Origin of the sequence: Thalassospira profundimaris (assembly GCF_003326755.1) — a bacterium.
Taxonomy (GTDB): Bacteria; Pseudomonadota; Alphaproteobacteria; order Rhodospirillales; family Thalassospiraceae; genus Thalassospira; species Thalassospira profundimaris_B.
In genome coordinates, this window is the sequence record NZ_JPWH01000002.1 from 182,909 (window position 1) to 196,226 (window position 13,318).

The 13,318-nt window shown below is 53.7% G+C and carries 10 protein-coding genes; 3 read left to right on the top strand and 7 right to left on the bottom strand.

Annotated features, from left to right (window positions below):
* Positions 1-77: 77 nt before the first annotated feature.
* Complete coding sequence (locus TH25_RS03885; RefSeq protein WP_114087114.1) at positions 78-959, top strand: YicC/YloC family endoribonuclease; 882 nt, start codon at positions 78-80, stop codon at positions 957-959.
* 22 nt (positions 960-981) lie between these two features.
* The gene (gene gmk, locus TH25_RS03890; protein ID WP_114087115.1) at positions 982-1,614 is read left to right on the top strand and encodes a guanylate kinase; all 633 of its coding nucleotides are present in this window, start codon (positions 982-984) and stop codon (positions 1,612-1,614) included.
* Between the two features lie 71 nt (positions 1,615-1,685).
* Here gmk and rsmA read toward each other — a convergent pair whose 3' ends face one another.
* From rsmA to TH25_RS03925, 7 genes are all read right to left on the bottom strand, one after another.
* Positions 1,686-2,558 (bottom strand): 16S rRNA (adenine(1518)-N(6)/adenine(1519)-N(6))-dimethyltransferase RsmA, encoded by an 873-nt coding sequence (gene rsmA, locus TH25_RS03895; protein WP_114087116.1) that lies wholly within the window; start codon positions 2,556-2,558, stop codon positions 1,686-1,688.
* The gene (gene pdxA, locus TH25_RS03900) at positions 2,551-3,609 is read right to left on the bottom strand and encodes a 4-hydroxythreonine-4-phosphate dehydrogenase PdxA (RefSeq protein ID WP_114087117.1); all 1,059 of its coding nucleotides are present in this window, start codon (positions 3,607-3,609) and stop codon (positions 2,551-2,553) included. The genes rsmA and pdxA overlap by 8 nt, the downstream gene beginning before the upstream one ends.
* Positions 3,610-3,647: 38 nt before the next feature.
* Positions 3,648-4,925 (bottom strand): peptidylprolyl isomerase, encoded by a 1,278-nt coding sequence (locus TH25_RS03905; RefSeq protein ID WP_114087118.1) that lies wholly within the window; start codon positions 4,923-4,925, stop codon positions 3,648-3,650.
* A gap of 6 nt (positions 4,926-4,931) precedes the next feature.
* Positions 4,932-7,166, bottom strand: coding sequence for an LPS-assembly protein LptD (locus TH25_RS03910; RefSeq protein ID WP_114087119.1), 2,235 nt, complete (start codon positions 7,164-7,166; stop codon positions 4,932-4,934).
* A gap of 4 nt (positions 7,167-7,170) precedes the next feature.
* Positions 7,171-8,274, bottom strand: coding sequence for an LPS export ABC transporter permease LptG (lptG, locus tag TH25_RS03915; RefSeq protein WP_114087120.1), 1,104 nt, complete (start codon positions 8,272-8,274; stop codon positions 7,171-7,173).
* A complete protein-coding gene (gene lptF / locus TH25_RS03920) occupies positions 8,271-9,404 on the bottom strand; it encodes an LPS export ABC transporter permease LptF (RefSeq protein ID WP_309471281.1) in 1,134 nt (377 codons plus the stop codon). Before lptF ends, lptG begins: the two co-directional genes overlap by 4 nt.
* 220 nt (positions 9,405-9,624) lie before the next feature.
* On the bottom strand, positions 9,625-11,415 hold the full coding sequence (locus tag TH25_RS03925) for an acyl-CoA dehydrogenase (protein ID WP_114087122.1): 1,791 nt from the start codon (positions 11,413-11,415) through the stop codon (positions 9,625-9,627).
* 333 nt (positions 11,416-11,748) lie between these two features.
* Between TH25_RS03925 and TH25_RS03930 the strand changes: the two genes are divergently transcribed.
* Entirely contained in the window at positions 11,749-13,287 is a 1,539-nt protein-coding gene (locus tag TH25_RS03930; protein WP_258549021.1) for a S41 family peptidase, read from the top strand.
* The last annotated feature ends 31 nt before the right edge of the window (positions 13,288-13,318 follow it).

The following is a 13,318-nucleotide window of genomic DNA, read 5'->3' on the forward strand; positions in this document are numbered from 1 at the left end:
TATCGGTGACTTATTCTTGGCGGTGCGGCAATGCGGCGCTATAAAACCGCATACAATTTAAAAGGATGACTATCAGCATGACCGTATCAAGCATGACCGGGTTTGGCCGCGCCGAAGGGGCAGGTGAGGGATTTGCCTGGGTATGGGAACTTCGCAGTGTGAATGGCAAGGGACTGGATGTTCGCGCCCGTCTGAATGGTGCAGAGCGGCTTGAGGCTCCGGTTCGGGATGCGGTTTCAAAGGTTTTTAAACGTGGCAATATCGGCGTTACCCTGAATGTCACGCGACCCGGCGAAAATACAAGCTATCGTATCAATCGCGATCTTTTGGCCGATCTGGTTCGACTGGCCGAGGAATTTGACAGTTCCAGCAAGCTGGGGGCTGGCACCATTGCCGATCTGTTGAATGTGCGGGGTGTGCTGGAAGCCGTTGAGCAAACCGAAGATGACGCCAGCCGTGAAGCCCGCGAAACCGCCATGATGGCGACCCTGGAAATCGCGATTGCCCAACTGGCTGAAAACCGGAATGCCGAAGGTGTGAAGCTGCATGACATGTTGTTAGGCCATATTGACCGGATTGAACAAACGGTAACAAAAGCCGAAAGTTGTGCCGGTGCCCGGGTGGAGGCCATTCGTGCGCGCCTGCAACGCCAGATTGGCGACCTGATGGATGCCGGACAGTTTGACGCGGACCGTTTGCATCAGGAAGCCGCCCTGTTGGCGACCAAGGTTGATGTGCGCGAAGAAATCGACCGCTTGAAGGCGCATATCGCGGCAGCACGCAGCATGATTGGCAAGGGCGGGGCAATTGGCCGTAAACTGGATTTCCTGTGCCAGGAATTTAACCGCGAAGCCAATACCTTGTGTTCCAAAGCAAATGATATTGAACTGACAAGTTGCGGCATGGATTTGAAAGTGATTATCGACCAGTTGCGCGAACAGGTGCAAAACGTTGAATAAGGATGGGCGAAAGGTTTGACCAATGATTGATTCGCATAAGCGTCGGGGCGTCATGCTGGTTTTCTGTGCGCCATCCGGGGCAGGTAAAACCACAATTACCCGGCAGTTGCTTGAAAAAGACGATCTGATTTCGTTGTCCGTCTCCGCAACGACCCGTGCCGCTCGCCCGGGCGAGGAAGAAGGCGTGCATTACTTTTTTAAATCTGTCGATGGCTTCAAACATATGATCGCCGATGACGAGCTGCTGGAATGGGCAGAGGTCTTTGGCAATTATTACGGTACGCCGCGCCAGCCGGTCGAGGAAGCCCTTTCCGCCGGGCGGGACGTGCTGTTTGACATCGACTGGCAGGGGGCGCGCCAGTTGCGCGAAAAAGGCGGTGACGACGTTGTGTCGGTCTTTATCCTGCCGCCATCATCGGCGGAACTTGAACGCCGCCTGCGCGACCGGGGGCAGGATGCCGACGACGTGATCATGAAGCGCATGGCAAAGGCCGGGGCGGAAATCAGCCACTGGGAAGAATTTGACTATGTGCTGGTCAATGACAACCTTGAACAGTGCCTTGCCTCTGTCGAGCATATTATCGGTGCGGAACGGGTCAAGCGTGAACGGCAGATGGAACTGAATGCTTTTGTTAAGAAGCTTTTGACCGACTGATCCGGAATGTGCCGTTTGCACTGCTTAGCAAGAAAATCCCCCTGATGTCGGCGACACAGGGGGATGTTTTTTTAAAGAGTGTCATAAATCCGTGTGAGCCTGACAAAGTCCGTTACCGACAATTCTTCTGCGCGGGCGGTTTCGGCAATCTCTGCCTGTTCCAAAAGGGCAAGAACATCGATATTCAGGCTTTTAAGGCTGGCGCGCAGCATTTTACGCCGTTGACCAAAGGCTGCCTGCGTAACCTTTGCGAGGCTTCCTATGTTGATATTTTCGCCGCGCTCGGCCTTGGGGATCAGTTGAACAACGGCTGATGTGACCTTGGGCGGCGGGGTAAAGGCGCTGCGATGGACATCAAACAGAATGTCGCAGTCACACAAATACTGACACAGCACCGACAATCGGCCATAGGCCTTGGTTTTGGGTTTCGCCACCACACGCTCGGCGACTTCTTTTTGGAACATCAGGGTCAGGCTGGCGAAGGCGTCAATGTTTTCCAGCCAGCCGATCAGCAGCAAGGTGCCGACATTGTAGGGCAGGTTGGCGACGATCTTGCGTGGTGCCGGGCCAAGTGTGGTGACATCCACGTCAAGGGCGTCGCCATCAATGACATGCAGGCAGCCCGGATAATGATTGCTGATTTGGGTTAGCACCGGCTGGCAACGGGGGTCGCGCTCGATCACGGTCAGGTTTTGGGCACCGTTAAATAACAGGGCGCGTGTTAATCCGCCGGGGCCAGGGCCAATTTCGATGACGGTGGCATTATCCAGCGGTGCCGCAGCACGGGCGATGCGACCTGTCAGGTTCAGATCAAACAGAAAGTTCTGGCCGAATTTCTTTTGGGCTGACAGGTCATGTTCGGCGATGACGTCGCGCAACGGCGGCAGGCCATCATTTGCCAGTTTGACGGTAGGCTGATCGGACGGGACCGGCGAATCAATCATTTTTGGTACCCGTGCCAAATCGGTTATGGGCCATTTGGTTCGCAATTTTCAGGGCTGCCATCAGGCTGTCAGCGCGGGCGAGACCTTTACCGGCAATATTGAGTGCGGTGCCGTGATCCGGCGAGGTGCGGATAAAGGGCAGCCCCAGGGTGACATTCACACCCCCGTGGAAATCCAGTGTTTTGACGGGAATAAGTGCCTGATCATGATAGGGACACAGGGCAACGTCATATTCCGCACGCGCTTCTTCATGGAACATCGTATCGGCGGGCAGGGGGCCGATAACGTTATATCCTTCCTCGCGCAGGCGCGTGATGGCCGGTGTGATGATGGTTTGTTCTTCATGTCCCATTGCACCGTCTTCGCCGGCATGGGGGTTTAACCCGGCAATGGCAAGACGGGGCTGGACCAGGCCAAAATCGCGGGATAATGCCGTTGCGGTAATGCGTGATAGATCGACAATCACGTCGGTCGTCAGGGCGGACTGAACCTGAGACAGCGCAATATGGATGGTCAGGGGCACAACGCGCAGTTTGCTGTTTGCCAGCATCATGACCGGAATGGTACCGGGGCCTGCCAGCTCGGCTAGGAATTCCGTATGGCCGGGGTGGCTGAAACCTGCCTGGTATAGTGCACTTTTTTGAATGGGATTGGTGACAACGGCGGATGCAGTCCCTTTGCGGGTGAGGTCAACTGCTGTTTTGATGCTGTCAATGACCATGTAGGCCGTTTTGGCAGCCGCGACACCAGGAATGACGGCAGCACCATTATCGGCGATTTCAAGGACGGGAAGACCGTTTGCGAAGTGATCGCTCGTTTGGCTGATGTCGCTGACGGGAATGAGTGGCACATCATAGGCCAATATATCGGCATATTGTGCGATGATGCGGGCCGGGGCAATCAGGCAAAAGGGCAGCATGTCGCTGCCCTGATGTGCTGATGTTTTGCTTGCATTCTGATAGGCCTGCCAGGCCTTCAATGCGAGTTCCGGGCCAATGCCGCCAGGATCGCCAAGGGTCATTGCCAGTGGTTTTGGCTGTTTGTGTGCCATTGGCGGTCTCGCATAAGGTTGGGTATCTGCCAGATATGTCAGATACGGATATCAATAAAGGCTTCGCGGCGCAGTTCGCGCAATTTGCGACGGGCGGCAATTTCAAGGCGTTCCATCAGCAGGCGGTTGTGAATGGTATCACGGTCGGGCAGGGTGCTTTTGACCGTTTTGCCACACAGCATGACGACAAGTGCACCACCATCAACACGAATCACATTCGATGTTTCCCCGTCTTTAAGCTGGCTTACAGCCGTTGCGACGGTGCCGGAAAGCTCCTGTGGTGATATGCCTTTGGTTCGGCCGCTAAGATCCGAGCCCAGATCAACCGCGATTTTGGCCATATCTTCGCAGCTTTTGGCTGTTTCGCGTGCATTTTGCAAAATGCCGACTTTGGTACGGATTTCGTCAGACGAGGCGTTTTGTGAAATGGGGACGTAAAGCTGATAAAGATCAAGTTTGATGTCCCGGTCCGCATCGGTGTCGCCTTTTGCGCGATCAAGCAGTTTCAGAATGTAGTACCCCCGGACGGTCCGGATGGGTTGGCTGATTTGGCCCGGTTGCATTTTGTTAATGGCATCTTCCAGCGTACTGTCCATTTCACCGGCTGACATCCAGCCAAGGTTGCCTCCGTTGGCCGCACTGGCATTGGCGGAAAACTGGCGCGCAAGGCCTTCAAAACTGGCACCATTGCGCAGGGCACCGATGATTTTTTGGGCGTTGTCCAGAACCTTGTTTTCTTCCTGCGGGTTATCAATGGGCAGGAAAATTTCCTGAACATTGCTCCGCGGTTTGTCCTGGTTTCGTTTGATACGTTCCAGCACATCGTCAATTTCGCTTTCGGAAATTTCGATGTCACGGCGCATTGACCGCAGGACTTTTTGCCACGCAATTTGCGGACGCAACTGGTCTTTAAGGGTTTCAAGCGGAATATTGTTGGCCTGAAGATAACGTTCCAGTCCCCCGGGCGGCATACCGGAATTTTGCTCTACGGCAGCAATGGCACGCTTCATATCGTCGTCAGAGACCGTAAAGCCAAGGCGCTTTGCCTCCTGCATCTGAAGGGTTTCGTCAATCAGCTGTTGCAGAATCTGGGGGATCATTTCCCGCCGGCGATCATCGGTAAGCTGGATATTCGATGTTGTTGCAACAAGTTTGAGACGGTCAATCAAATCGACCACGGAAATCGGCTGGTCATTGACAACAGCAGCCAGACCGATGGTCGACTGGGCACGAGCCTGCCCCGCTGAAAAGGTTAACAGAACAACGCCAAGAAGCATCGCACAAAGCTGGAGCGGTCTGGAAATGTAAGGTCTCATATTCTGTTAAAGTCCTGCTTGCGAGGCAAATTCGCCCAATGTCTTGAAGACGAGGCGGAACATGATTTCGTCAGACTGTCCAAGATCTTGATCCTGATAGAATGTCCGACGTACGCGTCCGTCAAAAATAAAGCACTCGTCTTCGTACTGAAACCCGATACCGTATTCAAGGGGGGAGCTGTTCCGATCCATATCAAAACGGCCATAACCATTGCCTGACCAGTGTTCATCGAATCTGCGTCTTGCGTTGAAATAAAATTCTTCGCGGTCGTTAAATTCTTCTGTTCCCGCATTTTCTGAAAGTTGCAGATAGCTAAGATCAAGGCGAACAATCTTTTCGTCCCCAACACTGGCCGACACTTGGTTGCGGCGTGCGGAAAAGTCATTGCTGTCCAGACGGAAACGGTAGGTCAGATCAACATACTGGTTCGGGGCAACCGTCAGGCGGCCAACATAGTCTGACAGGTGTTTGTCCAGGCCGGAGCCCTTAGCAAAGGTGTTATTGTCTTCCAGACGATAGCTTTGCCCAAACAGGGCGTTGGTATAGCCGCCATTTTGCCCGTAAACGCCCCATTCAAGGCCATAACTTGCACGCAGGCCGTCTTCAATCTTGTCCAGGCCGCCATAACGGTCATGTGAAAACAGGTTAATGTCATCAAACTCGAATGACTGCGAGTCTTCGTTCGGGATTTCGTCGGGATTACCGCCGTTGGGAGACCAGGCGACCATGGCGATCGGCTTGATAACCTGATGATAGCCACCCTCATCACGAACAAAGGGCATGTTCCAGTCAATGGCAACGAGCGGGACGGTGCGCCCGGCATAGCCTGTATAATCGGATTGCCCGCTGCGGGTTACATTATTGACCAGATAGCTGTCGCCGCGTAACGAAAGCGTAAGTTTTGTCACATCCCCATAATCGCTGATATGCGGCATTTCCCAGCCGACTTTGCCCGACAGGCGGTTGGAATCCGCCCCCGTGCGCCGAGACAGCGACAGGGCATCAAGATCCAGCGTGGTATAGGCGCCGTTTGCATCTGGAGATGTGCGGGCATGATACTGGGCGTGCGGAAGCACCAGCGGGCTGGTAGCGCGGCTGTCTTCCTCCTTTAACCCCTGAAAATAATACCCGTCGATCCGGCCGTAATTTTGGGCGGTAAAATGTTCGGTAAACAGATTGGATGTCAGGACCGAGGGTGAACCGAAGCCATACCGCGACATGTAGGTTTTGCTTGACGCCTGTTCGGCATCAAAGCCCCAGCGCCAGTTTTTGTCGATATCAAAACGCCCGGTCGCGTCGATATGGCCCTGCCAGCCGTCATCTCCGCCATCGGTGAGACTGTCGACAATATTCAGATTGCCGGTATCAAATTTGCGCCGGTAATCGGATGAAAGAATCGCGCCTTTTTTGGCGGTGATAATGGGGGTTACGGTGAGGTCACTGGATTTGTCGATGGCCCAGTAATAGGGCAATTCAAAGCGTGGCCCGACATAGCTGGTGCTGCCAAAGGAGGGCGCAAGAAAACCCGAGCGACGTTTGACTGTCGGGTCGGGATGGCTGAAATACGGGCTGTACAAAACGGGAATGCCCTCGAATTCGAGACGGGCATCTTTATATTCAATGCTTTGGCCCTTTTGGTCATGGATCACGCGGGCAGCCTTGATCCGCCAGAGCGGCGGTTCATCCGGGTTATCCTTGCATACGTTACAGGGCGAATAGACCGCTTTTGCCAGTTCGGTAAAGTTGCCGGCACTGCGGCGTGCGCCAACACCGGCAAGCCGGGTGTGGTCGTCAAGAAGGACGTAAATATCCTTGACGATACCTTCCTTGAAGTCGCCGGTCAGTTCGATGTAATTGGCAAAAATGACTTCCCCGTTCGGTTGCAGCATTTTGACATTGCCCGACGCCGAAACGATGTCCTTGGTCATGTCATAGCTGACCGTATCGGCCATCAGAACCTGATTATCGCGCGAGATTTCGACATTACCACGCGCCGTAACGGTTTTCAGATCCTCGCTATAGTCAACTTCATCGGCAGAAAACAGCAACGGATCTTCCTTTTGATCGGAATTCGTGCCGTTTTTGCTGTTACCGTCATCGTGCGTTTTTGCACTCACACCTGGTTTATTTGCGTCTGTTTCCTGGGCATGAGAGATCCCCGGTATCGCCAGTGTCGCGATTCCCCCGATCAGACCCCATACAGCCAATGCTTTCAGACTTCCCCCTGACAAGTCCGCCATCTAGTTAGCCATCCTCCAGATGTAACAGTGTCGATATCCCCAGCAGAGCGGAAATGCCGGCTGGTGCCCAAGCTGCCAGTGCCGGGGGCAAGCCCCCTGAAACGCCCAATGCAGAAGCAACGTCGGTAAAGAAATACAACAGAAAACCCGTGGTAACACCACCCCCGATAACAAGAGAAACCCGTCGGCGTCGAGAAAATTTAAGACAAAAAGCCGCCGCAATGAGAACCATCGCACATAAAAGTAACGGTCTTGATAACAGGCTGTTGAAATGAATGAGGTGCCGTCTTGCATTGAAACCGGCATGTTCGAGCAGGTTGATGAACGGCTTGAGGTCCCAGAAAGACATTGTATCGGGGGAGGCGAAACTGTCCTGGATCTTGCGCACCGTCAGATTTGTTGGCAATTCCAGATCTTTGGCAAATGTACTTTTCTGGCCGGGTATGAAGCTCCAGGCGTCGTAGAAATGCCAAAGGCCCGGTGTCAGTACCGCCCGTGCCGCGTCGATCCGCGAGGTAAAATCGTCCAGGTTTTCAAAACGGAAGACGGTAACATTGCGCAGGTCAATGCGGTTTTCCTGCTGCGAATGAATGGTGCGCGCATAGATAACCGCCTGCCCGTTTTGTGTGCCCTGGCGCAGCCAAAGGCCACTGGATGACAAATTCATCACACTCGAAACACCCTTGAGATACCGGGAATCGAGTTTTTCATATTTTTGCAGCAGAATTGACGAAAGCGGGTTTAAGGCCGTGATTTGAAGGGTGCCAAGCAAAAAGGCACACAGAAGCGGCGGCAATAGAAATTGCCAGGCGGAAACCCCCGCAGCGCGGGTGACAACCAGTTCCTGATTCCCCGTCAGTTTCCAGAACGAATACATCGATCCAAACAGCACACCAAAGGGCAGAACTTTTTCCGTCATGAACGGAATGCGCGACAGCGCCATTTGGATGATGATACCGATCGTCGCATCCGGCCGGGTGCTTGCGCGGCGCAGAAGTTCGATCAGATCGCCAATAAAAATAAGCCCAACCAGCAAAACCAGAATGGCAAGGATCGAAAACAGGACATGGCGTCCGAAATACCAGGTCAGAAGGGGAGAGATCCTCATGAGGCGGACCCTTCTTCCTGACGATCTTTTCCGGCCGCGCGGGCCAGCGTTATTTTGGGGCCGCGCAAGGTCCAGTACATTCCGCCAATAATGGGAATTAACACATTAAGATACATGAGTATAATAAAGGCAGGGTTTTTTGCCGCCAGGTTCTTAAGCGCGATCGCGGCGGCCTCGCTGCCGATCATCAGGGCGATGGCAATTAACAGACGGGAATGCTGGGTCCGGCGTGAAAAACTGCCCGAAACCAGAACTGCCAGTGCCAAGGAGGCGAAGCCTATGGCATAGAGTGGCGAAATCAGTCTTTCATGTCCCTCGGCACGGTATTTGCGAATATCCTGTGGTTGAATATCGGGCGGGTCAGCGGTAAGCAGGTTGCTGACACTGCGTTCGCGCGCCTCGAGATACCGAAGGGATGGGTCGTCAACATCCTCTGCAATATCAACGGCATAGCGGTCAAAATACAGGATCGACATGGTGCCGTCCTGGGTGTTCACTTCCTGCCGGTTGCCATCGAGCAGCACAATACGCGGGCCTTTATCGGTGCGCACAAGCGCCCCATGCTTTGCCATCATCGTACTTTGTGCCTTGGGGTTGCGGGCATCGTGAACCAGAATACCCATCAGCTCGTTATCCTGCCCGACTTCGCGCACATAGATTGTCAATCCGTCAATATCGGTGAAGCTGCCTTCCTGCAACAACACGGACGAATAATCGTTCCGGATGGTATATTGCAGTTGCTTGAATTGACGATAGCTATAGGGAAGATAATAGAGCGTTAAGAAATACCCCACAGCGGCCACACAGACCGACAGGATAATGGCCGGTTTTGCCAGCGCCCACTGGCTTAACCCGGCAGACCGCATCACGATCAGTTCGCGATCCTGGATCAGCTTGTTATAGGTGAACACCACCACGAAAAACAAAGCGATGGGGAGAATGATCGTGAGGAAACTGGGCAAAAGCAGGGAGGTCAAATGCAAAAAGACCGAAATCGACAGACCCCGGTTTACAATCATTTCCACGAAACGCAGGCTTTGCGACAGCCAAATGACACAGAGCAGGCCCAGTGTCACAAAAACCATCATGATAAGCTGCTGTTTGAGCATATATCGGGTCAAGCGATTCATCGGGCGGATTATAGAGAAGCCGATAAAAACAGAAACAGGAAATTGACCGAAAATTTCCGTATTTTTTCGTATTCGTCAAATTGAAGGCTTGCCAATAACAATTGGCTTGATTTTCAATCTCTTATTGCCTGAAAAGCCGCATTCGAGCAAGAGGCCCGCCCTTGCCCAGGGCGGAAATTCAACCGCAACGGCAAATGGCGGGCCTGATACTGCCTGCTCGTTAACCGGCTGTAAAGCCGGTTTCAATTTCTGTCAAAATGCGATCAGCCAGCGGAATCGTATCTGGGGTGAGGGCATAATGGATTTGTGCCTGCAGCATTTCGCATTCCGGTACAATTTGACTGAGATAGAACACAACAGACGCCCGCTTGCGGTTGGCAAAAGCGTCTGAAAAACTGTGATCGTCATTGTCAAGTGCCGCGCCAGACCTGAGCATGAGCCAGCCGCCACAAACAACGGCAAAAAGCCGCAAAAAGGGGCTCGCCACGGTTTGGGCGCGGTTATGATCATCGGCACATTGATCCAGGATCAACGCGACAGAAGTTTTTAGATGCTCAATTGCTATGCCAAGGGCACTGGCGTTTGCACTATTGCCAATATCGGCCTTCATTGTGCGGATCAGATCAAGTGCGGCGGTGCCTTTGTCGCGTAAAAGCTTGCGCCCGATCAGGTCAATGGCCTGAATGCCGTTGGTGCCCTCATAGATTGGCGCAATGCGGGCATCGCGCAGATGCTGGGCGGCCCCTGTTTCCTCGATAAAGCCCATTCCGCCATGCACCTGAATACCGAGCGAGGCATTTTCCACACCAAGATCGGTCGCCCAGGCCTTGATCATGGGGATCAGAAGGTCAGCACGGGCCTGTGCCTTGCGAGATGTGCTGCCATCTTGATGATGGTGGGCAATGTCGATCTGCTTGGCGGCATAAAGTGCCATCATGCGTGCCGCTTCGGTGCTGGCACGCATACGAAGCAGCATACGGGCAATATCGGGATGATACAGAATGGGGCAGGGGGTGCCGGTGGCATCGCGCCCCTGTATCCGTGTTCTGGCATACGCCAGTGCCTGCTGATAGGCGCGTTCCCCAATCGCAATACCCTGTTGGCCCACGGCAAGGCGGGCATTGTTCATCATGGTGAACATGGCGGCGAGGCCCTGGCCTTCTTCGCCAACAAGGTAGCCAACAGCCCCGTCATGGTCGCCAAAGGTTAAAACGGCGGTGGGGCTGGCATGAATGCCCAGCTTATGTTCCAGTGACACCACATGGACATCGTTGCGTTCACCAATCGTGCCGTTTTCGTCGCACAGGAATTTGGGCACGATAAAAAGCGAAATGCCTTTAACGCCAGCCGGGGCCTCCGGGGTGCGGGCCAAAACCAGATGAACGATATTTTCGGTCAGATCATGATCGCCATAGGTAATGAATATTTTTTGCCCGCGAATACGCCAGGTGCCGGTGCCGTCGGGTTCCGCACGGGTTCGTATTTGTGCCAGATCAGAACCTGCCTGGGGTTCGGTCAGGTTCATGGTGCCGGTCCATTCGCCGGAAATCAGCCGGGTCAGATAAAGCTCTTTTTGGGCTGTTGAGCCATGCGTGGTCAGAAGTTCAATCGCACCGGCGGTGAGCATCGGGCACAAGGCAAAGGCCATATTGGCGGAATGCCAAAATTCGGCAACGGCAGCGCCGAGCACAAGCGGCAATCCCATGCCGCCATGTTCGGGATCGGCGGAAATACCCTGCCAGCCACCTTCCTGAAACAGTTTATAGGCGTCTTGCCAGCCATCCGGCGTTTTGACAGTGCCGTCTGGTTGTAAATGGGCCCCTTGTGTGTCGCCGGTTCTGTTTAGGGGCGCAAGATGGTTTGCAGCCAGTTTGCCCGCTTCATCAAGAATGGCGTCAATGGTTTCGGGTGTGGCGTCGGCAAAGGCCGGAATGTCGGCGATATGATCCAGGCCGATGACGTGACGAAGAATGAACCGTATATCATCAATGGGTGGCGAATAGTCGGTCATGAATTATGACGTCTCCCTAATAGTAGTGAGGCGCCCGCTCGGATGTGCCACGATCTTTTGCCGGGCATCATTTGTTCGGGGTAGCATAATCAAGCCGGGGGCGGAATTCGAGTCCATATTGTCGCGGCAGGAACAATTCCGTCAATTTGCCGGGCTGTATTTGCCAAGGCCGATTTATTTTTCGCTGTGATCAGCCTATATATATTGTCTTATCGCAATCGGAATATATCTGTTTTTGGGACAAAGCCCCGAAATGCGGGCCTTCGGGTCGTGATTGCGCGGTGAAGAATATAACGACTGTTACGATTTAAACTTGATGACAAGGAGCCTGCGGTGCTGCGGAAGGGAATTTTACCAATTGTTTTCGGAATCATTATTGCCTTTGCCGGAACACGATTGGTGGCCTGTGCGGGACCCATTTGGGCCGATCAGGATGAACAGCGTTTCCTGGATGCTTATCGTGGCTATGTTGATCCCAATGCCACCGAGAATCAACTTGACCGGGCAGACAGCCTGTATGTTGAAGCGTTGCAGGTTTTGCGTGAAACCTATGTTTTCGACGTTGACACGACCAAGTTTGTCGATGATTCCATCGCGGATTTGCCCAAGCTGGACTTAAAGGACAAATCGCCTGAAAATGTTGTGGGCGAGGTGCTGGACCACAGTTTGCACGATCTTGACCCGCATAGCGCCTATATGTCGGAAGACATGTTCAAGCGCCTGCAGGAAAGTACGGAAGGCAGCTTTGCCGGGGTCGGAATCGTTATTGCCCAGGATGAAGACAAACAAATCCGTATTGTCTCGCCGATTGATGATACCCCCGCCGCGCGCGCCGGTTTGCAACCCAATGACCGTATTACATCGATTGATGATCATGAAATGAAAGGTCAGCCCATATCCGAAGCCGTGCGTTTGATGCGCGGACGGGTGGGAGAGCCGGTGCGCCTGGGTATTTTGCGCAAGGACAAGAATTTTGATGTGGTTATTCGTCGCGCCAAGATTGAAGTACCCTCTGTTACGGCTGCGATCATTGATCATGATATTCCCTATATCCGCGTTTCCCGGTTTGATGCCAATACCCTGGAGCAGACCCGGGATTATTTGAAAGAACTGACCAAGGACGTTGCCAATCCCCGCGGTATCATCGTTGATTTGCGGCGCAATCCCGGCGGGTTGCTCGATTCTGCGGCCGACATTGCCGATCAGTTTTTGTCCAAAGGCCTGATTGTTGCCACTGAAGGCCGGGGCGAGCGCAAAATGCGCACTTATGAAGCCGATCGCAGCAGCTTTTTTGCTGGCGTTCCGATGGTGATTCTGCTTGATCGCGGGTCGGCCTCGGCGGCTGAATTGATGGCAGCGGCCCTGCGTGAAAACGGACGTGGCATCATTATTGGTGAACGGTCGTTCGGCAAAGGGTCGATGCAGCGCATCATGCCGCTTTCGGGCGGTGGTGGTGTTAAAATCACTACCGGTTATTATACCACCCCGGAAGATCATATCGTGCAGGGCAATGGTGTGGTGCCCGACATCGAGGTGAAGCTGAAGGATGCCGAGGAATTTGATCGCGAGATTGACCTTGCCCATGCCCTGCCGCCCCGTCGTCGTGACCCGCGCAAAACGATCACCTCGGTCGATGGGGACAAATGCGCAGCCCCGATCGAGATTGAGCGTTTAGGCAAGGATGGTGTAAAGGCCGAAGACCAGGCCCCCAACCCGCAGACGGACGAAATTGCACCCGATGCGGCAGATCAGGCCAAAAAGGACGACACCCCGCATGACGAGGTTCTGGAATGTGCCGTAGGCTATTTCAATAATGGCATGCTGGCGCAATATCGCAGTCAGGTTGAGCCGCTATTGCGTGCAGGTCTTTGATCGCTTCTGCACACGCTTTATTGGTGTATCT